This window comes from Leeuwenhoekiella sp. CH_XMU1409-2, from assembly GCF_037029365.1.
Lineage (GTDB): Bacteria > Bacteroidota > Bacteroidia > Flavobacteriales > Flavobacteriaceae > Leeuwenhoekiella > Leeuwenhoekiella blandensis.
Genome location: NZ_JAYMEI010000004.1, coordinates 44,552 through 71,466, shown reverse-complemented (window position 1 = coordinate 71,466; position 26,915 = coordinate 44,552). Strand labels below are relative to the sequence as shown.

At 38.8% G+C, this 26,915-nt stretch carries 27 protein-coding genes and 1 tRNA gene; 17 read left to right on the top strand and 11 right to left on the bottom strand.

Annotated features, from left to right (window positions below; all coding sequences use genetic code 11):
• Positions 1 to 20 precede the first annotated feature (20 nt).
• From WA338_RS05380 to WA338_RS05340, 9 genes are all read left to right on the top strand, one after another.
• Positions 21 to 551 carry a hypothetical protein gene (locus tag WA338_RS05380; RefSeq protein WP_336092483.1) on the top strand — a complete coding sequence of 177 codons (531 nt, stop codon included), beginning with the start codon at positions 21 to 23 and terminating at the stop codon, positions 549 to 551.
• Positions 552 to 790: 239 nt separating this feature from the next.
• The gene (locus WA338_RS05375; protein WP_336092480.1) at positions 791 to 1,045 is read left to right on the top strand and encodes a hypothetical protein; all 255 of its coding nucleotides are present in this window, start codon (positions 791 to 793) and stop codon (positions 1,043 to 1,045) included.
• 24 nt (positions 1,046 to 1,069) lie between these two features.
• Positions 1,070 to 1,378 (top strand): hypothetical protein, encoded by a 309-nt coding sequence (locus tag WA338_RS05370; RefSeq protein ID WP_336092477.1) that lies wholly within the window; start codon positions 1,070 to 1,072, stop codon positions 1,376 to 1,378.
• Between the two features lie 213 nt (positions 1,379 to 1,591).
• Positions 1,592 to 1,771, top strand: a complete 180-nt coding sequence (locus WA338_RS05365; RefSeq protein WP_336092475.1) for a hypothetical protein — start codon at positions 1,592 to 1,594, stop codon at positions 1,769 to 1,771.
• Positions 1,768 to 2,190 carry a retropepsin-like aspartic protease gene (locus WA338_RS05360; protein ID WP_336092472.1) on the top strand — a complete coding sequence of 141 codons (423 nt, stop codon included), beginning with the start codon at positions 1,768 to 1,770 and terminating at the stop codon, positions 2,188 to 2,190. The genes WA338_RS05365 and WA338_RS05360 overlap by 4 nt, the downstream gene beginning before the upstream one ends.
• 111 nt (positions 2,191 to 2,301) lie before the next feature.
• Positions 2,302 to 2,682, top strand: coding sequence for a hypothetical protein (locus tag WA338_RS05355; RefSeq protein WP_336092470.1), 381 nt, complete (start codon positions 2,302 to 2,304; stop codon positions 2,680 to 2,682).
• Positions 2,675 to 5,587, top strand: a complete 2,913-nt coding sequence (locus WA338_RS05350; RefSeq protein WP_336092467.1) for a hypothetical protein — start codon at positions 2,675 to 2,677, stop codon at positions 5,585 to 5,587. The genes WA338_RS05355 and WA338_RS05350 overlap by 8 nt, the downstream gene beginning before the upstream one ends.
• A complete protein-coding gene (locus tag WA338_RS05345) occupies positions 5,584 to 6,642 on the top strand; it encodes a hypothetical protein (RefSeq protein ID WP_336092464.1) in 1,059 nt (352 codons plus the stop codon). The genes WA338_RS05350 and WA338_RS05345 overlap by 4 nt, the downstream gene beginning before the upstream one ends.
• The gene (locus tag WA338_RS05340; RefSeq protein WP_336092462.1) at positions 6,639 to 8,546 is read left to right on the top strand and encodes a hypothetical protein; all 1,908 of its coding nucleotides are present in this window, start codon (positions 6,639 to 6,641) and stop codon (positions 8,544 to 8,546) included. Before WA338_RS05345 ends, WA338_RS05340 begins: the two co-directional genes overlap by 4 nt.
• Here WA338_RS05340 and WA338_RS05335 read toward each other — a convergent pair.
• From WA338_RS05335 to WA338_RS05290, 10 genes are all read right to left on the bottom strand, one after another.
• Positions 8,536 to 9,741 carry a site-specific integrase gene (locus tag WA338_RS05335; RefSeq protein ID WP_336092459.1) on the bottom strand — a complete coding sequence of 402 codons (1,206 nt, stop codon included), beginning with the start codon at positions 9,739 to 9,741 and terminating at the stop codon, positions 8,536 to 8,538. The genes WA338_RS05340 and WA338_RS05335 overlap by 11 nt on opposite strands.
• A 97-nt stretch (positions 9,742 to 9,838) precedes the next feature.
• Positions 9,839 to 9,912, bottom strand: a tRNA-Arg gene (locus tag WA338_RS05330).
• Between the two features lie 137 nt (positions 9,913 to 10,049).
• A complete protein-coding gene (locus WA338_RS05325) occupies positions 10,050 to 10,919 on the bottom strand; it encodes a M57 family metalloprotease (protein ID WP_336092456.1) in 870 nt (289 codons plus the stop codon).
• A 174-nt stretch (positions 10,920 to 11,093) separates the two neighbouring features.
• Positions 11,094 to 11,369 carry an ATP-dependent Clp protease adaptor ClpS gene (locus WA338_RS05320; protein ID WP_009779276.1) on the bottom strand — a complete coding sequence of 92 codons (276 nt, stop codon included), beginning with the start codon at positions 11,367 to 11,369 and terminating at the stop codon, positions 11,094 to 11,096.
• Positions 11,370 to 11,394: 25 nt separating this feature from the next.
• The gene (gene prmA, locus WA338_RS05315; protein ID WP_009779277.1) at positions 11,395 to 12,231 is read right to left on the bottom strand and encodes a 50S ribosomal protein L11 methyltransferase; all 837 of its coding nucleotides are present in this window, start codon (positions 12,229 to 12,231) and stop codon (positions 11,395 to 11,397) included.
• An 8-nt stretch (positions 12,232 to 12,239) separates the two neighbouring features.
• Complete coding sequence (tpiA, locus tag WA338_RS05310; RefSeq protein ID WP_009779278.1) at positions 12,240 to 12,989, bottom strand: triose-phosphate isomerase; 750 nt, start codon at positions 12,987 to 12,989, stop codon at positions 12,240 to 12,242.
• A complete protein-coding gene (locus WA338_RS05305) occupies positions 12,986 to 13,468 on the bottom strand; it encodes a TlpA family protein disulfide reductase (RefSeq protein WP_336092451.1) in 483 nt (160 codons plus the stop codon). The genes tpiA and WA338_RS05305 overlap by 4 nt, the downstream gene beginning before the upstream one ends.
• A gap of 55 nt (positions 13,469 to 13,523) precedes the next feature.
• Positions 13,524 to 14,600, bottom strand: coding sequence for an ABC transporter permease (locus WA338_RS05300; protein ID WP_336092768.1), 1,077 nt, complete (start codon positions 14,598 to 14,600; stop codon positions 13,524 to 13,526).
• On the bottom strand, positions 14,597 to 16,309 hold the full coding sequence (locus WA338_RS05295) for a BT_3928 family protein (protein ID WP_336092448.1): 1,713 nt from the start codon (positions 16,307 to 16,309) through the stop codon (positions 14,597 to 14,599). The genes WA338_RS05300 and WA338_RS05295 overlap by 4 nt, the downstream gene beginning before the upstream one ends.
• Positions 16,310 to 16,311: 2 nt before the next feature.
• Positions 16,312 to 16,866, bottom strand: coding sequence for a DUF1599 domain-containing protein (locus WA338_RS05290; protein ID WP_009779282.1), 555 nt, complete (start codon positions 16,864 to 16,866; stop codon positions 16,312 to 16,314).
• Positions 16,867 to 17,003: 137 nt separating this feature from the next.
• Between WA338_RS05290 and folP the strand changes: the two genes are divergently transcribed.
• Positions 17,004 to 17,840, top strand: a complete 837-nt coding sequence (gene folP, locus WA338_RS05285; RefSeq protein ID WP_009779283.1) for a dihydropteroate synthase — start codon at positions 17,004 to 17,006, stop codon at positions 17,838 to 17,840.
• 53 nt (positions 17,841 to 17,893) lie between these two features.
• Complete coding sequence (locus WA338_RS05280) at positions 17,894 to 18,844, top strand: calcium/sodium antiporter (RefSeq protein WP_272984646.1); 951 nt, start codon at positions 17,894 to 17,896, stop codon at positions 18,842 to 18,844.
• Positions 18,845 to 18,912: 68 nt separating this feature from the next.
• Here WA338_RS05280 and WA338_RS05275 read toward each other — a convergent pair whose 3' ends face one another.
• A complete protein-coding gene (locus tag WA338_RS05275) occupies positions 18,913 to 19,929 on the bottom strand; it encodes a glutamine synthetase beta-grasp domain-containing protein (RefSeq protein ID WP_009779285.1) in 1,017 nt (338 codons plus the stop codon).
• A gap of 201 nt (positions 19,930 to 20,130) precedes the next feature.
• On the opposite strand from WA338_RS05275, the gene WA338_RS05270 reads away from it, so the two are divergent.
• The 6 genes from WA338_RS05270 (at position 20,131) to WA338_RS05245 (ending at position 26,904) form a co-directional block, all read left to right on the top strand.
• Positions 20,131 to 22,314, top strand: a complete 2,184-nt coding sequence (locus tag WA338_RS05270; protein ID WP_009779286.1) for a glutamine synthetase III family protein — start codon at positions 20,131 to 20,133, stop codon at positions 22,312 to 22,314.
• Between the two features lie 400 nt (positions 22,315 to 22,714).
• The gene (locus WA338_RS05265) at positions 22,715 to 23,743 is read left to right on the top strand and encodes a hypothetical protein (RefSeq protein ID WP_009779287.1); all 1,029 of its coding nucleotides are present in this window, start codon (positions 22,715 to 22,717) and stop codon (positions 23,741 to 23,743) included.
• 85 nt (positions 23,744 to 23,828) lie between these two features.
• The gene (locus WA338_RS05260; protein ID WP_336092439.1) at positions 23,829 to 24,299 is read left to right on the top strand and encodes a hypothetical protein; all 471 of its coding nucleotides are present in this window, start codon (positions 23,829 to 23,831) and stop codon (positions 24,297 to 24,299) included.
• A gap of 5 nt (positions 24,300 to 24,304) precedes the next feature.
• Positions 24,305 to 25,078, top strand: coding sequence for a CsgE family curli-type amyloid fiber assembly protein (locus WA338_RS05255; RefSeq protein ID WP_336092437.1), 774 nt, complete (start codon positions 24,305 to 24,307; stop codon positions 25,076 to 25,078).
• Positions 25,079 to 25,082: 4 nt separating this feature from the next.
• Positions 25,083 to 25,484 carry a curli production assembly/transport component CsgF gene (locus WA338_RS05250; protein WP_009779290.1) on the top strand — a complete coding sequence of 134 codons (402 nt, stop codon included), beginning with the start codon at positions 25,083 to 25,085 and terminating at the stop codon, positions 25,482 to 25,484.
• Between the two features lie 7 nt (positions 25,485 to 25,491).
• A complete protein-coding gene (locus WA338_RS05245) occupies positions 25,492 to 26,904 on the top strand; it encodes a CsgG/HfaB family protein (RefSeq protein ID WP_009779291.1) in 1,413 nt (470 codons plus the stop codon).
• Positions 26,905 to 26,915 lie beyond the last annotated feature (11 nt).

The window sequence follows — 26,915 nt, the reverse complement described above, 5'->3', positions numbered from 1 at the left end:
TAATCATAAAAAAATCTAATATGAAACTACTCTACTTTTTACTATTAACAACAGTATGCTTCGCTCAAGAAGTTGACTCTCTTTACATCACTCCAAATGGTCTTAATGGATATGCAGTTTTAAAAGCTCCTGGAAGTGCAGAGGATCTTTACAATAAATCTTTAGAATATTTGCATTTAAATTTTAAGCAACCAGATTCAATTATAAAAAATAAATTACCCGGTAAGATTCTACGTTGGCAGGGGATTTATATAAATAAAGTCGAGTTTTACCAAAATGGAAGCCTTGTGGGAGCGTCCATACAATTGCTTATGGATTGGCGTTTTCAAGAGGGGCGTGTTAAGTATGAGATAGTAGATGCAACAGTTCTAGTTGCTGGAATGCCCATTTTTTACAAAGGCGGTGCTTTTGATTCGTGTTTTTATAACAATAGGGGAGAACCAAGGAAGCGGGTTGAAGATATCCGTATAGCAGCAGATGATTTTATCAATAAAAACATGAAGGAGTTTGAGAACTATTTGAACGGTAAAACTGATTTGGATGACTGGTAGGCTTTTTTAAACCTATACAATTATACTATTGCCCTGTATCTCACAGGGCTTTATTTTTACAATCTGTTGTGATTAAGGATTTTTGACTATATTTGAAATGTCCAATAAACAGATTATATGAATATTTCAAAGAAAATTTTAAAGAACGCCCGCCATTGGCTCACCGGTAATCAATCCGGTGGTACTATCTTCATTGATCTGTTATTGGACGGCCGTGGCGGGTATTTAAATCAAAAGTTATGTCCAATAACAGATCACAATCCCAGAACAACGAGCACGTTGTAGCAGCACTTAAAGATTTAATACGCCTGGATGAAGGCGGGGTTAAATTTTGGCGCGAGTATCACAATACTTTGTTTGATGCTTTTTTAAGGAGTCCTATTGCAGATGATCATCAGGTGCGCACCAGTTTTATGGTGGCCCACGAAGAGAATATGCAATTCTTCTCAAAACTTAAAGAACTCAATAACGAGGTGTTTACCCCGCAATCTTAATCATCAATCTTTAAACCTGTTACAATGAAAAATTATAAAAAAATTCAAATCGTTTGGGACAACGACACCGTCGTAGCAATGTATAACGCCACACTTAAAGATGTGTGGGAATACGTTAACCGCGCAGAGGCTTACGAAGAAGAAGAGCCTACACCCTCTATTTTAATCGTAGATGGAGAGATAATGTATTATCAAGATTTGCATTTTGGTAGCTGTTACGATTCAGAGCAATTACCAGAAGAAGTACTCCTTCGTGAGTTGAGCCTTAATTTTGACAAGCTTGATCATTGTGAAATCATCGTAAGCCCAGAGCGACATCGCATAGCGAATTAATAAAAACATCACACTACTAATCATCAGCCTCGCAATTTGCGGGGCTTTTTAGCGTTAAAAAACTCGACAAAATACACTTTGAGTGGGATTATATGTTAAAAATCAAGTCTATTTCGATGAAACACGTCGTTTTTAGGACGTAGTTAACTATTAATTAAAAGCTAGTTAGTACATTTGAGCACTTAATTACCCAACTTATAAAACCCGCAGAAAATGAAATCAAACAGCAATCAAGTAGAAGAAAAGGCGATCCTTTCTGCTGTAAACATTCTTACAGGAGAAATTATCTCTAAAGGAACAGATTATGATGAAGTTTTCAAAGAAGCGGAAACTTCCGGAGTTGATTTTTATGTTGAAACCATTCAACCTGAAAATCATAGCTTCATATTTTGAAAACTTGTAACCTTCCAATACTTCAAAGAAAGGGCAAACGATTAATTGATGCCCACATTAGAATATCTAATCCAAGTACAGGTAAATCACAAGCGGTAAAGGCTTTGATAGATACTGGAGCAGATGTTTGTATGTTACCTATGATGTTAGCTAATTATTTAGGACTTCCTTTTGATGATGCTCATAAAAGTAATAGCAATATTAAAGGGGTAACGGGTAAAGCCTTGGAAACATACGAGTATGATTTGCAGGTAGATGTTTTAGACGTCACGATGCGTAACATAGTGCATACACTTACCGTTAAGTTTAAATATGGTCGAAATAATTTATACCCACCTATTTTGGGTACAGAAGGTTTTTTAGAACATTCAAAGCTTACTGTAGATTATATTAAACATATGATTACATTAGAATTTTAGATTAATATCTAAATTGAATTAAAAGCCTCGTAATTTGCGGGGCTTTTTTTATTTCGATGCGGCCGCGCCGCTGTCCACATACTAAGCAACTGTACTCGCTATCATTGTGGTATGAGTGCAGTGCAAAAACTACAAAACAGCAATCCGGCGAACTTTATAGTGCAGAAGTACATCGATCAGGTATTGCAAGAAACCGCTCAAGAAATCTATGAGCGTCAAGAACGCGTTGCAGCAGATTCTACAGTTGATGTAGATGATATTCTTCGCACCCGTAAATATCACGTTACTCCGGGACAACTATCATTATCGCATAATATTGAAATGCGCTTTCTCGATATGAAGCCCCGCTGGAAAAACTTACGTCAGGTACAACTTTACAATTCTCAGATCTGGGGAGAGTTCAATATTCTAGCCGGTAAGATCGCGTACGGCTTTACAGAAACCATTCGTCAAACCATCGCCCAGCGATATAACATCGATATCAATGGCTAAGAGACTCACAGACGAAACTTTACGAATGGATATTGTGCTCAATGGGAATGAAGCGCAAAAACAACTTGGAGATTTACAGCAAGCACAGCGTAATCTCAAAAAGGAGAATGCAGAGATCCAGAAGCAAAAAGCTAAACTAGTAGCTCAGGGTAAAAAGGAAACTGAAGCATATAAGAATCTGGCCAAACAACTCACTGAAAACAACAAAGCCATAAAAGCCAATAGGGAGGAGCAAAATACCTTGCGCAAAGAAATGGGGCTATCAGCATTAACCACCAGACAGCTCGCGCAGGAAGAAAAACGCCTTAAAGCTATTATGGGTAGCTTTAGCCCGGATACACCTCAATGGCATAAATACAATAAAGAGCTTCAAGAGGTTGTGGCTCGTAAGCGTGAGGTATACGCTCAAATGCGCAATACCACCAATGCAATGGGCGCTCAAAAAAAATCGCTGTTGGACAATGCAGCAGGTTGGCTTGGGATGGCAACTGGTATTGGTGCTGCAATAGAGATTGGGCGTAGAGCAATAACTTGGGCAAAAGATTTTATTGCTGAAGGGATTGAGCTTGTGGATCAATCAAGAGGTATCGAATTTGCCTTTAAAGCTTTAGGTGATACTGGAGAAGACGCATTTAATAGAGTGAAGCAAGCTGCAAGAGGTACGTTGTCAGATCTTGACATCAAACGCTCTTTAGTAGAATTAGCAAACTTTGATATCCCACTAGATGATGCTGATGCTTTATTTGAGTTTTTAATAGTTAGAGCAACGCAGACTGGTGAGTCGGTAGATAAACTTAGAGATAGTTTAGTAGAAGGGTTGTCCAAAGAATCCTTGTTAAGAATTGATAACCTGGGTATTTCAACAGCAGCGCTCAATGAAGAGTTGAAGAAAACACCAAATTTTGTACAGGCCGTTGCTAATATTGCCAAACGTGAAGTTGCAGAGGCTGGTGATATCCTGGATGAAGCTGCAAGCGGTTCAGCAAGATGGAATGCGGCCTTAGATAATTTACAATTGAATCTGGGTAAATTGTTTGGTTCTGCAACCTCTGGCAATAGTGTGATTTCATTTTTAGCCAATCAAATTGACAGAATTTCTATAGGCGTGACCACTCTTAATTCTGGGATAAAGGTGCTATGGGTTGGACTGAAAAACGTGACACAACCTTTTAGAGATTTAATTGCAGATATACCTGTAGTCAATTCCTTATTCTCAAAACTCGCAGATATATTTAGTACACCGGGGATACAGGTCTTTGGCACCACTTTGCAAATAATAGGCGCAAGCTTATCAGGCATTGGGGCTGCAGTTCGCAGTTTAATGAATGACTTTGTTCCATTTGTTAAATCATTATCTGCTATAAGTGAAATAAAGATTGATCCTTTTGACCTATCGGGTTCTAAGGCTAGTGTGACAGCTGCTTTAAAAACAGTGTCAAGTGAGTTTGAAAAAGTTGGAGCAAATGCTAGTGAAGCTTTTAATAAAGGGTTTCGTGGCGCTATGAGAGCAGGAGGTGAGACTGTAGTTGATGTGCCTGATAATACCAATAATGATTCACCAACACTGTCAGATGAAGAAAAGGCTAGAATAGAAGCTGCAAAACAAGCCGAGAAACAACGGCAAGAGGCTATAAAACGGTTAGAAGAAAAGTATATAACGGAAAAAGAAAACCGTCTTGCAAATTCTAACGAGAAACGCGCAAAGCTTGAAATGGAACGAGCTTTAGCTGAAGCTAATGCGCTCAAGGCAAACAAAGAGGTTTTGCAATTGATTGAAGACGAACATAAAATTAAGATCGATGAAGCTCGTGCCAGGGATGAAGAAGTAGAGTTGCAAGGTATATTAGATTTTGAGAATCGTAAGCGAGAACTAGAGAATCAAATTGCGTTGGAGAATGCGGCATCCGAAGAGGAGCGAGAAATATTAAAACAGCAGCAGGAAAACGAAAAAGCACAGCTGCAATTGGAGCAGGAACTGGAACGCCTGCAACTTAATGAAGCGCAAAAAACCGAGCTTTTAAAACTGCTTACCGAGCAGCAAAACGCAGCCATTGCAGAGATTGAGAATAAATGGCGTGAAAAGAAGATCAAAGACGAAGAGGCCGTTGTAAAAAAACGAAAAGCCTTGTTTCAAGAGTCTGTAGATGCAGCCATACAAGCCGCCGGTGCAGAAACAAAAGTAGGGCAGGCATTGCTTATCGTAAAACAACTCTTCGCACTTAAGGAACAGGCGATCGCATTAGGATTATTCACAGCCAAAGCAAATCTTAATGCTGCAGAAGCCGCTACAGACATTGCGAAAGGTACTGCGAAAACAGCTTCTTCAGTTCCGTTTCCTGCTAACATTCCCTTGATTATTGGTTTTGCGGCAACAGTTGCCGGATTGGTAAAGACCATTAAATCGGCTACTAAAAAGGGGCAGCAAGCCGGGCGAGTACGCGGCTACGAAGATGGTTTATATCCTTTAACACGTACAGACGGCAAAACCTTTAATGTAAAGTACGGCGGTCGCACCCGCACGGGTATTGTATCAAAGCCCACACACTTTAGCGATGATTACATGGCAGGGGAGCGCGGCCCTGAGTTGGTTGTGGATAATGCTACATTTCGTCGCTTAGATCCTACGGTGGTGCGTCACATTCTCAATGTACGTTCAGGTGTGCGTGGTTATGAGATGGGTAAATACCCACAACAGGCTACAGTTTCACAACTGCCCGTCACAGAACAACAGCAAGCGATGCAATTGAATATTGAAAAGAACAACGCACTACTTGCAATGTTGATGGAGCGCTTTAGTCAGCCTATCCAAGCCGTGGCGGCAATTGGGTACCGGGATCAACAAAAACTTGAAGAAATGGAGGCAGATCGCAAACGCTCTGCCCAAAATGGAACCTTAGCAGAATGATAACACTTACCAGATATCCCAAAGAAAATCGCGTGTTGCTCAATGCAAACCCGTGTACCATTAAAGCAACTACAGATAATGGGGCCACGCATTATTTTAGAGTAGTGATCACTGTCAACGACACCGTTGAGATCGAAGAAAGCTGGAGTAAGCTCAATAACGAAGTGCGTATTGATTTGAAGGACTTTTATAAAAATAGGTTTGCAGAGATCTTGCCTGCATTTGATCTAGAAGGCTTTCAACGTTTAGACAGTCTTAAAATTAAAGTAGATGTTACTATCAATGAATATTTATTGGTTGATGATAGTTTGATCGAGTCTGTAGATGCGCCTACCTTTTATATGATTCAGGCTGCAATTCCATTTGTTTTCGATGATTTACAAAAGTTTCAATTCTTACCAGGGCAACTTAAAACGCTTAACGTTTCTGCAACCTCCAAAGTGACCTTTGCGTTTTACCTCAATACAAGCAGTGATTTAGAATACAATCTGATTTCAGATAAAGAGGCAGTTTTAAAAACAGGCACGCTTAGCAATGCTGCATCAGGAATTTATGTCGCGCAGATCGATCTGACCAACATAGAACTAACGGCAAAAAATTATTTGAAAATAGGAGACGGTACGACCAACTTTGACCAGTTGGTTCTAACACCCTTTTTCAATTCGATTTATTCACCCACTCAATTATATTTTAAAAACCGCAATGGTATTTATTTGGCTGCAACCTTGTTCGGTCAGCAAGAAGTGGAGTACAACCATACCAAAGAAGAATATCAATTGGCCGATGAAAGCTATAAGACCTTCAGTGTAAAAACAGAAACATCAATCAAAGTCAATACCGGTCATTTATTCAAGCAGCAATTGTCATTGGTTAAAGCTATAAACGAAGCACTGGATCTGTATATGTTATATGAGGGTACTTATAAAATGGTGCAGGTAATTAGTAAGAAATCTGCAGGGTTTATTGATGGAGAGTTTTTGTATAGTGATACTTTGGAATTTGCATTTCAGAATAACACACCTGAAGATAATTCAGAAAAATTTGAAGTTGTATGAGTTTACGCATCGAAATAGACGGTGTTGAGATCCCGTATAAAAAAGACACGTTTCAAATTAAGGAAACGAATAATGCATTTGGTAATAGTGTGAAAATCGCGCACAATGAATTTCCTTTTCTAATTATTAAAACGCCTGCAGTAATTGAAAAGTTACAGCTTGATAGATTGCAGAACGTAAATGCGAAATCTATTGTTAGTTGTGATGTGATTCAAGGCCGTGTATACTATAAAGGTAAGATCGTGATTGGTGAGATATACGCTAATACGATAAAAGCTGATATAATCTACGAATCAGATTTGATTGATTTATTTGATAAGAAGATTCGTGATTTTATGCCGGTAATCGATGTGAATGGTAATCCAGATCCGGAACCTTACGCAGAGACGAGCGAAACGGTTGTCGATGATTCTGGATGGGAAGCCTTCACGGCTTTAAATAATGCATTGTTTTTCCCGAATCGCGAATGGTGCTTTCCTATTTATTCTTATCGGGATTATTACGATTCAAAAGCTGCGTTTAAAATCCGTAACCGGGTTAATGACGCATCTGAAACAACACCATACCACGCGATCCTAAATACGTTGTATGAAGCCGATGAATACACCGTGCTCCCTCGTAATGACAACATGCTGTTTCCAAAGGTGTTTTTACTTACTCCGATCAAACGTTGCTTAAATAGTCTTGGCTATTCGTTAACAGGTGATTTTATAGATTCATTTTCCAGAAGGTTGTTCTTTTTCTCAGATGAGAATCAAGGAGTGGAAATCCCCAATGTTTTCGATACTACCGTAGTGGACTTCACCACAATAACTCCAGAGCTTAGTAATACAGGTGAAAGTTACTGGCACGATTATGATTATGTGATTCCTGCAGCGGGTACTTATAGAATTAAGGGGAGAATGGTGATCGATCCTTCCATTACAGACATTTCACTTTTCCCATACGTTTCTCAATCAGGAGCGGGTATTTTTGAAGAGGACTTTCCAGATACTGGAGGCGGTGTAAATTATTTACTGCAGGTAAACGATGGGTATGATGAGCTCACAAATGTGATGGAATCATACTATGAATTTGAAGCTGATGAATCGAAAGTTGGTCAAACCCTAACGTTTCAACTAACAACAGATGTTGATTATCCATTTCCGGAAAGTATAGAATTCAGTATCAATTATAAAAAAAACAATAAGCCGTATTATCAGTTTCATCCAACCTTTGATACTTCCAGATATGTGCCAGACTGGACGTTTGCTAAATTATTAAATGAGATTTCGCTATTGTTCAACACTGACTTCAGAATTGATGAGATCAAAAAGACGCTATCAATTGTAAGAAATCAAGAAGCCCTACTTAATAATGTGCCCATTGATCTGTCATCCTATAATTTCAAATCAGAATATTATCGTAAAGGAGGGATTTTAGGTGTGGTTTTAAAATATGCTAATGAAGAGGATGAATCAATTCGGGTTGTGAAGGAAGGGGTAGAAAGCGGACTTGAGGAAAACTATATTCAGAAGTTTGAGAATGCTTTTAAATACCTTCCGGTAACTACAAGAATAAGCGGTTATAATGAAGAGCTAAAGGATAAGGATGGAATAGGCTTAGCAATTTTTGATTTAGTTGATGGAAAGCAGTTGGCTATCGCATCCTATGATGGAAGGTCCTTAAGTTTTACCGGTGAAAATGGTATCAATAAAAACTACTGGGTGAACTGGAACCGATTTCGTCTAAATGCTTCAGAGGCTATTTTTAAAGGTCCGGTTACTGATGCAGTAATTAATGATCTTAAAAAGAACAAATCATTCTACATTAATAACCAGACCTACGTGGCAAAAGAGTACACCGTTTCAGAAGAAGGAAGTGTCACCACCATTGAGATCACCGCTGAGTCTCTCAACTTTTAAACCTCGAGTGAAAGCGTTCCAGATCCTCTTTGGTTCCTTCACGGTCCTCGTGTAAATACACCATAGTAGTTTTAATGTCGCTGTGGCCCATAAGCTGTTGTAGGCGCGTGATATTTCCTCCGGTGGCCAAGTAACTCATCGCAAATGTATGACGGCTTACGTGCCAGGATATACGCTTTTTAATCCCCAATACTTTTGCGATTGCTTTGATCTCTTCATTCAGGTGTTTTTCAGTGTAGATATTTTCTAAAAGAAAAGGCAGTTCTAAGAGTTCCTTAACCACAGGCGTGATTTCAATTTTCTGTTTAAAATCAGATTTATGGTTGTAGTTCAAAATGTACTCGCCAATAATGTCATCTTTAGTGAGTCGCATAAAGTCACCCAAGCGTAAGCCGGTAAAACAGCAAAATAGAAATTTAGCGCAGATGATCTGATGCACCTCGTTGGTGAAGCTGGCGTTCATATACTCCATCATCTTATCCAGTTCCTTAAGCGATAAGTAGGTTCTGTTACTGCGTGGTTGTTTGATTTTGATGGTGTCAGGATCCAAAGGAAAACGCACACCGTTTTTCCGTGCGATGTTGAGATACTTTTTAATATTCTTCAGGCACGTATCAATGGTGACACGTTGATTCTTCTCTTTAGTTCGCAGGTGACCTGTAAACTCCTTAAGCCATTTCTCGTCTATATCAGTAAAAGAAAGCTTCGGACTAAACTTCTTCAGTTTCTTCAAGGAGCTGCCCTGCTGTTTGAAGGTAGATTTTGCCAAATTGTTTTCTTCAAGTTTCAAAGCTTGCTCATAGAAGACAATAAAATCAAGACGGGAAGTAGGGTTGTTCAATTCTTCAATAAGTCGCTCAAGAGTAATGGTGACATTCTGAAGCCGGTATTCAATCATAATTTCATTGACCGCTGCCAACTTTTGCTCGATGATCAAATTGTAATCCCCACTTAAAGGGTGCGTTTTTTTTACGCGTTGGCGCTTCTCATCAAATTTTGATATCGGTACATAGATATCCAGTGCGATTTTCTTGGCCGGTTTCCTGGATTCATAGATTCTGAGGTAAAGCGCAGATGTTCCATCGCTTCTCACGTAATCCTTTTTAATACGAATTCCGGTAATGATCTTTGTCCCACTCATATTCTTTGGGACAAGTTGTGGGATAAAATCCCGAAGTTCAACTGAAGTGTACATTTTGTAAGTTTTAAAGCGAGCCCTTTAAAACCAAGACGTAAAAAGGTTTTGCGCTTGCAAAACCTTTTCGTCTTAAAATGATAAGTAGTGTTCTTTGTGACCTCGGCAGGATTCAAACCTGCAACCTTCTGAGCCGTAATCAGATGCGCTATTCAGTTGCGCCACGAGGCCTTTTTAAATCAAAATGAGTAACTAAGAGTTGCCTTATTTTGCGGGTGCAAATATAGACCTTTTTTATAGTTCTGCAAATATAAAATGAAAAAAAGCCGTTTTGGTAAGAAACGGCTTTTAACTTGGCTAATCGGTATCTAGTACATATTGTTTAATGCGGTAATATCATTGGCGTTAAATTCACCATCTTCATTGGCACTAAAACAAGCTAGCATAATTGAAGTCGAGTCGTAACCTGTTGGAGTTCCCGAAACGTGATTTGCGTCACCACCTTCATAAACGTTCTGTCCACAGCTTTGTCTACTAAACCAATCTGTGTGTCTAAATCCAACCGAATGACCTATCTCGTGTGTCATCACGTGTTCAACAACATTGGTGTCGTAGTTAGCGAGCCCATAGATCTGAACAAATTTATACGGAAGTCCATTACTCGGGAAACCGGCACTACCACCTGCGCCACTTGGGTTATTTACCGTGTTGTTGTAAACCACCATGTCCTTGTTTTGATAGTCGGTACCAAATGTCAAATTGAAACTGATGCTTACACCGCTTAACCGATTGTAATTTGCAACAGCCCATTGTAAGGCGGTACGCTCTTTTTGGCTTAGTGCCTGACTACCGCCGGTATAACCAATGATAGAAATCGTTCTTCCCTGACTTACCAAAGCAGAAGTGCGATATTGTTTAGAATCACCTTTTCCTGATTTTGATTCTTCAACGTTAGCGGACATTGAGGATAATTGTTCAGGAGTTACGACAACATCTTCTTCTAAAAATAGTCGAGGTTCAGAAGAACCATCAGGAAAATAAAAATCATCCCAACGCACATAATTAGCGTTCATACCTAAATCTTCAACTTGCTGGATGATTTCTGAAGAAACCTCAAGGTTGGAAGTAGGTTGTGCTTCTGGCAATGTAGTTTGCTCAGCATCTTCTGAACAAGAGGTCATCGCCAATGAGAGTCCTAGACTAAAGAAGCCTACTCTTTTAAATGTTTCTGATAACATATAATAATAGTTAGTATTAATAATACTTGTAAATTATTATAAAAAATCAATAAATCAAATTTTAAACGATAAAATATGATTTTAATCGACAATTATTTTCTTAAATAATTTTTTTGAGTAAGAAAAAAGCCTCTAAAATAGAGGCTTTGATTGAATTTTATATTAGCAGAATTTTTAAATTATTTCGGCACTTAGACCGGCATCTAGTAATGCTGAACAACGTGGTTCCAGATATTCATAGCTTCCGGTTTTTACTGTGCATTTGCCTTTGTAATGTACTATAAGTGAACATTGCTCTGCTTGAATTGGCGTGTGGTCGCAAACTTCAATCAACGTATCGATCACGTGATCAAAGGTATTTACATCATCATTATATACTACGATCTCATTGTTGCGATCTTCAGCTTCGAGGACATCAACTTCTTCCTGTAACTTTTCTCTTGTGCTCATAGGTAAAAAACTTAGGTTCAGGGAATTAATTTTTTACAAATTTACACGCTACCCAATTATTTTTTTCAAAATTCATGATAAAATTTAGCCCGTGTTGGTTACAAATACTCGTAATTGCCGGGATATCTTGAGTATAAAAACCACTAAGAAGTAAAATTCCATCGTGATTTAGACAGTTAGCGTATGTTGGGATGTCGTTGATTAGGATATTGCGATTAATATTTGCAATGATTAAATCGTAATGTGTGTCACCTAAAATTGAAGCGTCGCCTTCGTAGGCTTTAATAAACCCTACATCATTTCGATCTTTATTCTCCACGGTATTTTCATAACACCAGGGATCGATATCAATAGCGTCTACAGGTTTTGCGCCCTTAAGCGCGGCAAATATTGCTAGAATACCGGTGCCACAACCCATATCGAGCGTGCTTTTCTCTTGAACATCTATTTTAATAAGATGCTTAATCATTAAATGAGTCGTCTCGTGATGCCCGGTGCCAAAAGACATTTTGGGCTCGATCACGATATCAAATTCCATATCAGGTTTGGGATGGAATGGCGCGCGTACCGAGCATATGCCGTCTACTTCAATGGGTTCAAAATTTTTCTCCCATTCCTCATTCCAGTTGACCGGCTCTATAGTATTAACCGAATACGAAATTTTAAATTCGGGATTGTTGAGAATATTGACGTCGTCGAGTATATTCTCCTTATTTAAAGAAGCGAGGATGTAAGCCTTTACACCCTCGTCTGTCTCGTCAAAACTTTCAAAGTCAAGTTGGCTCAACTCTGCAATGAGAATTTCGGCACCGGGATTTACCGGCGCTACCTTAAACTCATATTCAGCATATATTTCTGCCATAGATAAATTTAAAATGCATTTACAATAGCCATAAAGTCTTCTGCTTTTAAAGAAGCACCACCTATAAGGCCACCGTCAACATCTGCTTTAGAGAAAATCTCTTTTGCATTTGCAGGCTTTACACTACCTCCGTAAAGAATGGTCACATTATCTGCAACCTCTTGAGAATACTCGTCTGCAATGGTTTTTCTAATAAAAGCGTGCATCTCTTGCGCTTGCTCAGGACTAGCTGTCTCTCCAGTCCCAATAGCCCAAACCGGCTCGTAAGCCAATACAATATGCTTCCAAGCATCGGCGTCCAGATGAAAAAGCGCCTGACTGATTTGCTTATTCACTACTTCAAAGTGCTCTCCAAAGTTTCGGTCTTTCAATTCCTCACCAAAACAGTAGATCACTTTCATTTCATTTTCTAAAGCAGCATTTACTTTTTCAGCAAGTAGATCTTCTTTCTCACCAAAGTACGCTCTGCGCTCACTGTGCCCAAGAATTACCGTTTTAATTCCTACGCCTTTAAGCATTGATGCGCTGATCTCACCGGTAAATGCGCCCGAAGAAGATTGGTGCATGTTTTGTGCTGCTACCTCAATATCAGAATCTTTAAGGGTCTCAAAAGCTGTATAAAGATTGGTGAACGGAGGAGCGATAATCACTTCTGCATCAGAAGTTTTTGCTATTTTCTTAAGACCGCCGATGAGTTCTTGCGTGTCTGCAAGATCGGTATTCATTTTCCAGTTACCGGCTACGATATTTTTTCTCATTGTATTTGATTTAGTAGTTGATTGTCTTTTGTGGTTATTGCTCTGTAAACTTTTATCGTTCCGGATGCATCGAGCAAAATGTAACGCGGAATCCAGTCAAGATCGATACTGCTGCAAAGCGGACCGTTCCAGCCTGATTTGATATAGTAATGTGCTCCTTCAAGTTTATATTTTTCGATTCCTGCTTTCCAGCGGGCTTCTTCCTTATCTAGCGAAAGAAATACATAATCAATTTCAGGATTATCTTGTTGAAGTTTTTTGAGATCAGGGAATCCTGCGATGCAATCTTTACACCAGGAAGCCCAGATGTCTATAAGAACAGGTTTTCCTTTATGTTGCTCAAGTATTTCTTGAAAGGTAATTTCAGTTCCATCTAAATTCAGTAGATGATCTTGTAAAGCTTCAGCTGAAAATGATTTTTTTTGTGAAAAGGCAACCGAAATAAACAGGATTGCTAAAATTGTAAGCGTATTTTTCATAAAATGAAATAAAACATAAAATTAGGATTAGTCGGCGTATTCTACAACATTTGGACTATCTAATACGCACTTTGGGGTCAAGAATTCCGTAAATAATGTCTACGAGAATATTGATGAGAATGAAAGTGGTGGCAATTACTAAAACCGCTCCCATAATTATTGGTAGGTCTAAGGTGTTGAGCGCATCTACGACTTCTTTGCCAAGACCATTCCACCCAAAAATATATTCTACAAAAACGGCGCCGGCAAGCATAGAAGCAAACCATCCCGAAACAGCCGTTACTACAGGGTTTAGTGCATTTTTTAGCGCGTGGCGCCATACGATCTGCGTTTGGCTTAAACCTTTGGCTTGTGCGGTGCGTATGTACTCTTGATTGTAAACTTCGAGTAAGGAATTTCGCATCAATTGAATAACCACGGCTAGCGGTCGTATTCCCAAAACGATCGCCGGTAAAATGATGTTTTTAAGTTGAATATGAATGCCTTCGCCAAAATCGTCCATCTCATAAAGGCTTCCGGTCATATTCAAGTTGGTATATTTATTCAATACAAAGCCGAATAACCAGGCAAACAGGATCGCACTGAAAAAACTGGGGACACTCATCCCAAAAGTACTAATCACTTGAATGGTTTTGTCGAGCCAGGTGTCTCGCATATTTGCGGAAATGATACCAAGCAGAATGCCTAAACTGATCGCGATAAAAATAGCGCTCACCGCAAGTACTATGGTATTGGGCAAGGTTTCTGAAATGACTTCTACAACTGTTTTACCGGTTTTCTGAAACGATTCTCTGAGGTAGGGATATTTTAAAACCAAAGAACGCATACCAAAATCTATAAGCTTTGTATACGTGTATTTTTCTGAAGCTAAGCTAGTATATCCATCTCCGGTGTTTTGATGAATAGAAATCGGCGAGAGATCGTTCAGGTAATATCCGTATTGCGTGAGTACCGGTTGGTCAAAACCGTATTTATGTTTGATGATGGCGAGTTGCTCGGGATCCTCATTTTGATCGAGCATCATTCGTGCAGGGTCACCCGGTAAAACCGTGAACAATAAAAACACAACGGTGATCACCCCGAAGAGGGTGAGTACTGCGTATCCTAATTTATTGAGTATATAAAAAATCAGAGTCTCTTAATTTCAGAAAGTTTAAGCCCTTTAAACGTGGCGTCTTCACCCATCAAGTCGGCGACATATTCTTCGATACTGCGTTCAAAACCTGCTGCTTTTCTACGTTCATTGACCATCGCAACATCTTTGATGGGCCAGATAAAAAAGCCATTGGCTGCTGTGATCTGCGCCTGACTTCCGTAGAGTTGCTCTTTATCTTGCATCATCAAATATTTGTCTTCAAGAACAGCCACGCGGGTTTTGGGAATTTCACCGGCTGCAGCTGCTTTTTTAAACAAATCAATATATTGCTCAATTTGAATAGGATTGTGCTCAATAACCTCGAGCGCAATAAGGTTTGAAGGCTCGCCTACGACTGATTTGCCGGGATAGCCTTGCGTATCAAGAATTCGTTTTACGATTTTCAGATTACTGGTGTCTAGCATACGCTGTTTTTTCCACAGGTCGCCGGAGTAATCTTCAGGTTTTAGGCCTAGTTCTTCAGCAAGTGCTTTACGTTTTTGCTCATCGGTTTCCTGTAAAATAGGACGGTAGAGTTCATCGTAACGCGCGATACTGTCAAGACGATGTTTCAGTTTAAGATCAAGTGAGGTATTTGCCGAAGGAAGCATTTCGAGTTCAATCTCATCGGCGTCATTCCAGTGTCTTTTTTGAATAATGGTTCCGTTATGCAGTTTTACTATCCCCGGATTGCTGCGTACTATCGTTTTTAACGTAGTAGCATCAGTGAAGTAAAAATCAAAATTGATGTTTTGCTTTTCTTTTAGATCATTCACTGAAGCATCTCCAGAAGCCGTTAACCCAATAACCGAATATCCTTTTTTCAGGGCATCATTCGTTAGCTCTTTGATCACCGGCCAACCATTCCATTCAGTTTTGTTGAGATCATAAGCGATGATCACAATAAGATTGGGCGTATTTAAGAATTTTTCAGTGAAATTCTCCCCGTCTTTTTCAATTGTGAAATCGTGAATAGGAGGGACGTAGCCTTCTTCTACCACTTCGGTTTCTACGCCTATAAATTCGCCTTCGCTAGAAGGATATTCTCCCTGCGTTGTGATTATTTTTTCCTCTCCGTTGATATTGAATTTCCAGTTGTAATCAAATACTGCTTCTGGCGCACCTTCTGGGATCGTCATTCCTTCGCTGATGTTTACCCCTTCTTTATAAGCTCTAAAATCAATTGCCGGTAAGTGCATTAAAACGTAATATCCAAAGCTTAGGCAGGCGATAAACGTCGCAAAAATGATAATAGATCTGCTGAAGTTTGAAAAGAATGGTTTGATGTGTTTGATATTGATGAAAAGAAAAACGATCATAATCAATAAAATAACATCTTTTGTGAAGGATTGCCACGGAGTAAGCGGCAGCGCATCACCAAAACAACCACAATCTGTCACTTTATTGAAATAGGCCGAATAAAAGGTGAGAAACGTAAAGAAAATGATCATTAACAAAAGCAGCCACATCGTTAGGCGCTTGTAGTACCCAATAATCAGCGCTACACCAAGAACGAGTTCGACGATAACGAGAATGATCGCGAGTCCCAATGCAAACGGACTTAAAAATTCAATATTCAGGACATCTGGAGCAAAATACTCTTGAAGTTTAAACGAAAAACCAACAGGGTCATTGAGTTTGACAAAGCCTGAGATGATAAACAATACGCCTACAAAAACGCGTACAAAGCCGATGAGTTTTTTCAAGATCAAGAGTTTTTTGAGTTGATTTCTTCTAATAATATCAAGGCAAAAACAGCATAATTGATCATATCTTGATAATTAGCGTCTATGCCTTCAGAAACTAAGGTTTTTCCTTTGTTGTCTTCAATCTGTTTTACGCGCAAAAGCTTTTGTAAAATAAGATCGGTAAGCGAACTGATGCGCATATCGCGCCATGCTTCACCATAATCATGATTTTTATTCATCATCAGATCTTTGGTGATCTTGATGTGTTTATCATAGGCTTCTAATGATTCTTCAAGATTGAGATCCGGTTGTTCTACAACACCTTTTTCAAGCTGAACCAATGCCATTATCGAGTAATTGATGATGCCAATAAACTCTGAAGCTTCTCCTTCATCAACTTTATGTACCGCATTTTCCTGTAATCCGCGTATGCGTTGCGCTTTGATAAAAATTTGATCGGTGAGCGATGGCAGTCTTAGAATACGCCAAGCGCTCCCGTAATCACTCATTTTTTTTGAAAATAAATCACGGCAGGTTTTTATTACCGCGTCGTATTGTGCTGAAGTTTTCTCCATTAACTCGTAAATAATGCAATTTATTTCTGAAAAGAAAAAAGATCTAATCCCAAACCTATGCTTTGATGCTTCGAGGTCGTCTAATTTCTGTAAATTTCGCCTAAAATAAGCAATCTAGAAAAACATAGGCTTAATTCATGGTAAGCATTAACTGTAAAGGGACCCTTATAGATTTTGATTCCCCAAAAGTGATGGGGATTTTAAACGTAACTCCAGATTCTTTTTATGATGGGGGATCCTATAAAAACGAAAAAGATATTCTTGCGCAAGCAGAAAAAATGCTGAATGATGGAGCTACGTTTATAGATGTTGGCGCGTATAGTTCTAGACCTGATGCCGAGGATATACGTGTGGAAGAAGAGTGCAACCGACTCATTCCCGTTGTAGAACTGTTGCTGAAGAATTTCCCAGAAGTATTATTATCAATAGACACCTTCAGATCTAAAGTTGCTCAGGAAGCAGTAACCGCCGGAGCAGCTTTGATAAATGATATTAGTGCCGGTTTGCTTGATCCCGAAATGCTACCCACTGTTGCAAAACTGCAAGTCCCGTACATTTTGATGCATATGCGCGGAACGCCACAAACAATGAAAGGTCTTACTGATTATGATGATTTGGTAAAAGAGGTGCTTTTTTATTTAAGTGAACGTGTGGCGGCTGCACGTGCTTTGGGATTGAATGATATTATCGTAGATCCCGGCTTGGGATTTGCTAAAACCATTACGCAAAATTATGAGTTACTCAATGCTACCGAAAAATTACAGATTCTTGATTTGCCTATTTTAATTGGGCTTTCACGTAAATCAATGATCACAAAAACCTTGGGCATTGATGCAGCGTCAGCCTTAAACGGTACCACGGCATTAAATATGGTTGCTTTACAGAAAGGAGCTTCAATATTGCGTGTGCATGATGTAAAAGAAGCTGTAGAAACAGTTAGCTTGTATCAAGCCTTAAAAGCCGAGTCCTTGTAACAACAGCCTTTTTCTAATAGGTTGTTTATATTCGCAGCCACAAAAAAGAATCGATGAGTATTGTATTTGTTTTGTTAGGCTTGATGCTGCTGGTTGTAGGTGGGGAGTTTTTGGTTAGAGCTTCGGTGGGACTTTCTTTCAAATTGAATCTTTCTAAAATGGTCATTGGTCTTACGGTGGTTTCCTTTGCAACTTCAGCACCAGAACTTTTAGTAAGTCTACAAGCAGCTTTAGATGGTTCGCCAGATATCGCTTTAGGAAATGTGATTGGCAGTAATATTGCCAATATTGCTTTGGTTTTAGGGCTCACCGCAATTATTTCAACTTTAGGAATTGACAGCGATTTTTTCAAATTCAACTGGCCGGTGATGGTTTTGTTTTCACTTGGTCTCTATTTGGCTTTGGTCAATGATGCAATGATCTCCAAGTTAGAAGGCTTTATTTTATTCTTTTCGCTCGTGGCCTATCTTGTTTTGCTTATTCGCAGAGCTAAACATTCCCGAGTTACTCAAGAAGCGCAGAATGGCGAGGTAGATGCAAATTTAGCTACAACCTCATATTTCAAGATCGTGATCTGGCTGCTCATAGGGGCTTTTGCGCTTTATTTTGGTTCAGAGTGGTTAGTTGTTGGCGCTAAAGACTTGGCAAAATCTGTTGGAGTAAGCGATTATGCGATTTCGGTAACTGTAATTGCAATCGGGACGAGTGTTCCGGAGTTGGCAGCATCGGTTATTGCAGCTTTAAAGAAAGAGAAAGCTATTTCTCTGGGAAATCTTATAGGGTCTAACATTTTCAATATTGCTTCGGTTTTAGGATTGACTTCAATGATCACGCCGATCCAAGTGCTTGATGATAGTATCTTAAACAATATGTTTTGGTTACTTGGCTTTGCAGTTGTATTACTTCCGCTAGGATATCTTCCATTAAAATTAGAATTGAATCGCTGGAAAGGCTTTATTCTTTTTGCAGCCTATTGTGTGTTTATAGGTCTGGCATTTAGTTAAAAATTGAAAAATAACATTCAATAAAAAAGCCCGCTATTGCGGGCTTTACTAATTTACATTAGAAAAAATTAGATTTTTTCTTCAGCTCCTTTTACCGTCTTAACGATACGACCCGCTACTTTGTATGGGTCTGCGTTAGATGCAGGACGACGATCTTCTAACCATCCTTTGTATCCTTTTTCAACAGTGATAATTGGGATACGGATTGAAGCTCCACGGTCAGAAATTCCGTAAGAGAAGTCGTGAATAGAAGCAGTCTCGTGCTGACCAGTTAAACGCTGATCGTTAAACTCACCGTATACTGCAATATGCTCAGCAGTTACAGGGCGGAAAGCTTCACAAATCGTGTCGTAAACTTCTTTAGAACCAGCAGTTCTTAAAGTTGTATTTGAGAAGTTGGCGTGCATACCAGAACCGTTCCAGTCTCCTTTGATTGGTTTTGGGTGATATTCGATGTAGTAACCATACTCTTCAGTAAGTCTTTGTAATAAATAACGAGCTACCCAGATTTCATCACCTGCTTTTTTAGCTCCTTTTGCAAAAAGTTGGAATTCCCACTGACCACTAGCAACCTCTTGGTTAATACCTTCAAAGTTAAGACCAGCATCGATACAAAGATCTGCGTGCTCTTCAACAAAAGCTCTACCGTGTGTGTTTTTACCACCTACAGAGCAATAGTACATACCTTGAGGACCAGGATAACCACCTACTGGGAAACCTAATGGTAGCTGAGTCGCTTTGTCCATAATGAAATATTCTTGCTCAAAACCGAACCAGAAATCATCATCTTCATCATCGATTGTTGCTCTTGCGTTAGACTCGTGTGGAGTACCGTCTGCATTAAGAACCTCAGTCATTACCAAGTATCCATCTCTACGAGCTGGATCTGGATATATTGCAACGGGCTTCAATAAGCAATCAGAAGAGCCTCCTTCGGCTTGTTTAGTTGAAGAACCATCAAACGACCAAACAGGACAGTCTTCTAACTTCCCGCTAAAATCTTCTTCTACTTTGGTTTTACTTCTTAGATTGGCAGTTGGTGTATAACCGTCCAACCAGAGATACTCTAATTTTGATTTGCCCATAATAAATTGATTTAAATTTTTTTTGAATTAAACTAATAACAAATATAACATTTCTTTAATATCTGCATCTTGAAAAATATGGGGGTGAGCCTACTTATTAACGGAATAAATTTAATAAGCCCCCTAAAAAGTAGGGGTGTATTGTGAAATCATATATTTTTGTACGGTTCAATTCTGAATTTCATAAAAATTAGCTGAAAAATGGAGACTTTGCGATTTTTTGCCCTTAAGGAAAGCCTAAATAGAAAGCCAAAGCTTGTGTTAGAAACTCAAAAGCGTTCTGAGTTATATGGAAAGCACGTTTTTGGAAAAGATGCGATGCGCCAGGTACTGTCGCAAGACGCCTTTGAAGCTGTGGAAGATGCCATAAATACAGGAGCTAAAATAGACCGACTGATGGCTGATAGTATCGCTGCAGGTATGAAACAATGGGCGCTTGAATTGGGAGCAACACATTATACGCATTGGTTTCAACCCTTAACAGGAGCAACAGCTGAAAAGCATGATGCTTTTTTTGAACGAACTTCAGATGGGCGCGCTATAGAAAAGTTTGAGGGAGCAAAGTTGGTTCAGCAGGAACCCGATGCATCTTCTTTTCCCCACGGCGGAATAAGAAATACTTTTGAAGCTCGAGGATATACCGCCTGGGATCCTACATCTCCGGCTTTTATTTTAGATACGACACTCTGTATTCCTACAGTTTTTGTTTCCTATACCGGGGAAGCGCTTGATAATAAAACTCCGTTATTAAGGGCGTTAAATGCAATTGATCAAAACGCCACTGAAGTAGCAAAATATTTTAATAAGAGTGTGACCAAAGTAACGGCTACTTTAGGTTGGGAACAGGAGTATTTCTTGATCGATTCTGCACTTGCAGCGTCTCGGCCTGATATTATGCAAACCGGTAGAGCTATGTTGGGGCACGCGCCGGCGAAGGGCCAACAATTAGATGATCATTATTTTGGTTCAATTCCTGAGCGTGCACTTAATTTTATGAAAGAATTGGAGCAGGAATGTATGTTGTTGGGAATTCCGGTGAAAACAAGGCACAATGAAGTGGCTCCTAATCAGTTTGAATTGGCACCTGTTTTTGAAGAAGCAAATCTTGCTGTTGATCACAATTCACTCATTATGGATTTGATGGATCGCGTTGCTGGTCGTCACAATCTGAAGGTGTTATTTCACGAGAAACCATTTGCCGGAATAAACGGTAGCGGGAAACACAATAATTGGTCGCTTGCAACCGATACCGGTGTAAACTTGTTGAGTCCGGGAACCACACCGATGAAGAATTTGCAGTTTCTTACCTTCTTCATCAATACAATTAAAGCGGTTCAGGAAAACGAAGAATTGCTTAGAGCTTCCGTCGCTTCAGCCTCCAACGATCACAGATTGGGAGCTAACGAAGCGCCACCCGCAATTATGTCGGTTTTTATAGGAAAACAGCTTACTGCTGTTCTTGATGAACTCGAGAAAGTAACCGATGGTAAATTATCTCCACAAGAGAAAACAGATCTAAAGCTCAATGTAGTTGGTAAAATCCCTGAAATATTACTGGATAATACCGATAGAAACAGAACATCACCTTTTGCATTTACCGGAAATAAGTTTGAGTTTAGGGCAGTAGGTAGTACTACAAACTGTGCGCGGCCCATGGTTGTTTTAAATACTATAGTAGCCAAACAGCTTAAAGATTTTAAGACTGAAGTAGATAAGCTTATTGACAAAGAAAGCATGAAAAAGGATGATGCCATATTTAATGTGCTGCGTGAGTATATCAAGTCTTCTAAGAAAATCAGATTTGAAGGAGATGGTTACAGTGCAGATTGGGAAAAGGAAGCAAAAAAGCGAAAGCTGAGTAACAATAGAACTACTCCCGAGGCACTAAATGTTCAAATAGGTAAACGAGTGATAAAACTGTTTGAAGAAATGGAGGTGATGAATGCCATCGAGCTCAAAGCACGCTACGATATCGAACTTGAAGAGTATATCAAACGCATTCAAATTGAAAGCCGTGTTTTAGGCGCAATCGCCGGAAATCATATAATTCCTACAGCGATTAGATACCAGAATCTTTTAATAAAGAATGTTAAAGGACTAAAGTCGATTTATGACTCAAACTATAAGGATTTTGCTGAAGAGCAAATAGAGCTTGTAGAAAAGATTTCGGGGTATATAAGTACTATTAATCGCGAAATCAATTATATGATTGAAGCAAGAAAGGAAGCCAACGCGCTTGAAACCAAAGATCGAGCAGATTTATACAGAACAAAAGTGCTTCCATTTTTTGATTCCATTCGGTATGCTTCAGACAAGTTGGAATTGGTGGTAGAGGATAAACTTTGGCCACTCGCTAAGAATCGGGAATTACTTAATTTGAATTAAAACGATAGATTTTTTAATTAAGAATCTTATTAAAATGTTAATTTAAATTCATTTAAAGTTTAACCTCTTACAATTCTTGTAGGAAAAGTATTTCAATTCAATTCTTCATTAGAGAAAGGGTATTTTTCCCTTTTAGCCGCTTAGGGCGCATAGGATATGGCTTTGGATACTATAACGTTTTCGCTTCAAGCTTAATTTCATCGAAAAGTTATATTCTTCTTAAAATCTGAGGTTTAGTTTTTTATAAATTAGCATCGCATTGAGACAGGATTTATAAAGCAGTCTCAACTCCCCTTATAAAATTTCTTTCGGATTGAGTCCCCTCACTCTTAGAAGCCGAGAGACTGAAATAGCATTTTATTAACCATTCTATATATTATTAATTTAAAACTTTTCTATTATGAAAAAAGTAGTTTTATGCGCGAGTGCGCTAATGTTTGGGGCTGTTGCTTTTGCGCAATCCAACGTAAGTGATGTCGTGCAATCGGGAGCAGACAATACTTCAGATGTTACACAGACGGGTACTATGAATGACTCAGATGTAATGCAGTCAGGTACAATTAACCGCTCTTCGGTAAACCAATTAGGTGCAGACAACTATAGCAGCGTTAGCTCTACAGGAAGACTCAACTCATCGCAGGTTCAACAGGTACATAACAATAATGAAAGTTATGTGACTCAAACAGGACAGCAAAACGGTTCAAGAGTACTTCAAGGTTTTGTGAATAGTGGAGGAACAATTTCACGCGTAGGTAACGATAACTATAGTGAAGTTACTCAAACAGGTTTCCGCAACTCATCTTATGTTGCACAACAAGATCTGGCTTCAGACCCAAGTGAATTTAATGATTCTTATGTTGTTCAAATAGGAGATTTAAATAGCAGCTCTGTTGCGCAGTTAGGGGATGTTAATTTCTCAGATGTTATTCAAAATGGTGATGGTAACGAAGGAACAGTTTATCAAAACGGTGATGGTAACTTTTCTTATGCACACCAAGGTGGATTTGGTTTTACAAGTAACGATAATTTAAGTCAAGTATCACAAGTTGGAGACGACAACTATAGCCACGTAGATCAATATGGCACATTAGGAACAGATGGTAGCATGTCTATGGTAGCTCAATTAGGTGATGCAAATCAGGCTCTCGTATGGCAAGATGGAGATAGCCATAACTCTGTTATAACCCAAACCGGTGATGCAAACCTTGCTTATACTCAGCAAAACGGGGATAACTCTGATTCTGAAGTAATGCAAACTGGTGACGCAAACTGGAGTGAAGTTTATCAATTAGGTTCTGGTCATATGAGTATTGTGACTCAAACTGGAGATATGAACTCTAGCTATGTATCTCAAACCGGAATGACCCATATGAGTACTGTTACGCAATTGGGTAACTCTAATGTTTCTTCTGTAGTGCAGATAAACTAAAAGAGTAATCATTCAAATGAGGATGAAGGGAATAGGGATATCTTATTTCCTTCATCTTTCTTTCAGTAAATCAAAAGAATAGACTATGAGTTGCTTTTTTAAAACCATATGCATTGTTTTTTTTCTGATGTTTTCCATCATTGGTAAAGCTCAAGAAGTAGGTCCTAAAGTTTTAAATCAATTAGATCTACTGAGTTCGCAAAGAGCAAATCAAAGTGCTGGCGATATATTCATTGAACAGATAGGAGAAAGAAATACTGTGCAAACAATTCTAAGTAGTTCTGAGACCTCTATTAACCTAAGTCAAATAGGTGCAGGCAATGTTATTAATGTGTCAGACAATTCTGAAAATTTAAAGTTAACGGTGCTTCAAAATGGAACTAATAATCAAGTCTCCAAATACGGCTTGTACGCATTGAAGGAGTTCAGTGCAGTCCTTATTCAAAATGGAGAACATCAAAATCTAGATATTTTCGGTTCAAACGAACTCTCTAAAAATATGAAAGTAGAGATGCAGGGTTTAGGCCAAAGTATTGTAATAAGAAACTTCAACTAGTCTAAATGTTTAAGAGTAAGCATTTTTTACGGTTTATATGTTGTCTGAGTTCAATGTGTGTATACTCTCAATATTACAATAAAGAAATTCAGGCAAATCTTAATGCGCAAGAAATAAATGGATTGATTCAATTAGATGCTTTTGCCACCAATAAAACTGAAGTTAGTTCTAGTGTGCGTTATGTGTTTTCAATCATTTATCCCAATAGTAAAAGCGATACGTTAAAAAAAGAAGTTACCGAAGGTCGCTTAGTTATTAACCCCAATGAAAAAATTGAAGTCTTATCAATCACACTTGATAAGGAAGTCGATGAAAAAAAAATTATTCTATTTCTAATCTATGATACTGAAGATAACATCGTAGGTAAAGCAAGATTAGTGTTTGAAGGAGGCGAACTTGTAGAAGATGACACAAAAGTAAATGTAATACAACGGCAAAATAACTTAGATGTTCAAGCCTCTAAAGCAGATGGTATAAGCCTTACAGGAATTGTGGTAGAAGACACTAAAACAAAGCCGGGAAGTGATTTCTATAAAGAATTCTACTCCGACTATTTGTCAAAAAATATAAATGGCAAGTTTATCGTAACCATTAAGGAAGTTTTGGCCATAGGCCGAAATACAAAAATAGAGGTGCTAGTTGTCAACACTAAAGTTCTTGAATTTATAGTAAGACCTTCAATGGCTTATTTACGAGAAATGAAAAATTACGCCATTCTACGGGTAATAAAACAATTAGAATTAATGAATAAAAATCAAAATACTGTTCAACACTATTGAAACCATGAAGTACATACTTTTTCTGCTTTTTTTAATAGCATCTTCCACCACGTTTGCACAGCAGCTAACATATCAACCTAAAAATCCAAATTTTGGAGGTGAGACTTTTAATTATCAATGGCTTTTAAGTTCTGCAAATGCGCAGAATTCCTTTAAAGATCCTGAAGAAAACGCAGCCAAAGACCAATCAGAATTAGAAAGTTTTGCGAGCAATCTTAATAGGCAATTATTAAGTCAAATATCAAGAGGACTATTCACCGCGCAATTGGGGGAAGGGCTTGAGGCAGGGACTTACAATTTTGGCTCTTTAGCACTAGAAATATACGATTCAAATGAAGGATTGGTGATCAATATTTTAGACACCAATACGGGTGAACAGACCCAGATTATTGTCCCAAATCAATAAGATTACAATGTTAAAACATCATAGTTTATACGTCTTACTTCTACTTATTACATTAAGCTCTTGTGGATCCTATTTTAATCAACCTTTATCCCAGCAGGATGCGCGACTAGGAGAAGTAACCAGTCATACAACAACCTTAACTCAATTTCCTGAACCTGCTGAGCCGGTGGTTGCCGGGGTTTACAACTTTAAAGACCAGACAGGGCAGTATAAGAATGTAGAAAACGGAAGTACATTTAGTACGGCTGTTTCTCAGGGAGCAACCACTATGTTGATAAAAGCGCTAGAAGATTCTAAGTGGTTTACACCTATTGAACGTGAGAATCTGGGAAACCTCCTGAATGAGCGGAATATAATCAGGTCTACACGGGATGAATACAGAAAGAATAACAATCCAAATGAACCTAATTTACCTCCGTTGCTGTACGCAGGTGTTTTGCTTGAAGGTGGAATCATCAGTTATGATTCTAATATAATCACCGGTGGTTTGGGCGCGCGTTATTTTGGTGTAGGCGGTTCAACGCAATATAGACAGGATCGTCTTACAGTTTATTTAAGAGCAGTTTCGACTTCAAGCGGAAGAGTGCTTAAAACGGTATATGTCTCTAAAACGATTCTTTCACAGGCTATAGATGCCAGTTTGTTTAGATATGTGAATTTTCAGCGACTTTTAGAGGTAGAAACAGGGTATACTAAAAATGAACCGGTTCAGTTGGCCATGAAGGATGCCATAGAAAAAGCTGTAGAATCTTTGATTATTGAAGGTATTAAAGATAACCTATGGTCTTCAAAAGAAGGTGTGACCGTAAATGAGGCTTTGATTGAAAATTATGAAAAGGAAAAGGAGCTTGAAGAATCAACGCGTCTTTATGAGCGAGCATTTTTTACACAAGAATTTAAGCAATCTATAGCACTCAGTTTTGCCGGAGCATTACTAGATGGAGATTATGGTAATAAGCAATTTGCTCCATTGGGAGGATTAGGATATACGAGCAGTCTCAATGAGTTTTTAGCTATAAATGTCAATGCCAACCTTTTCAAGCTTTACGGGGGAAGCGATTTTTCTGAAAGCTACGGAAGCGCCAACCTCAATTTAGAATTCAGAATACTTAAAAACGATAAGCTTTCCCCGGTGGTCTATGGTGGAGGTGGCTTGGTCACGAGACTTCAGGGATCAGGAGAAAATGGAAGTGAAGATTTAACAGCGGCAAAAGTTCAATATGGTTTTGCGGTAGATTATCAACTTGCACCAAGGTTTAGTATGAGACTTTTTGCAGAGCACAATTTGACCTTTACCGATGAGTTAGAAGCTGCAGTAAGCGGCAAGCGCGACGACTATTACTATAACGTAGGACTAGGACTCAAGTATCATTTCAATTTTGGTAATAGTTCTGATAAGGAGAATACTTCTATAGAGTGAGATTTAATATA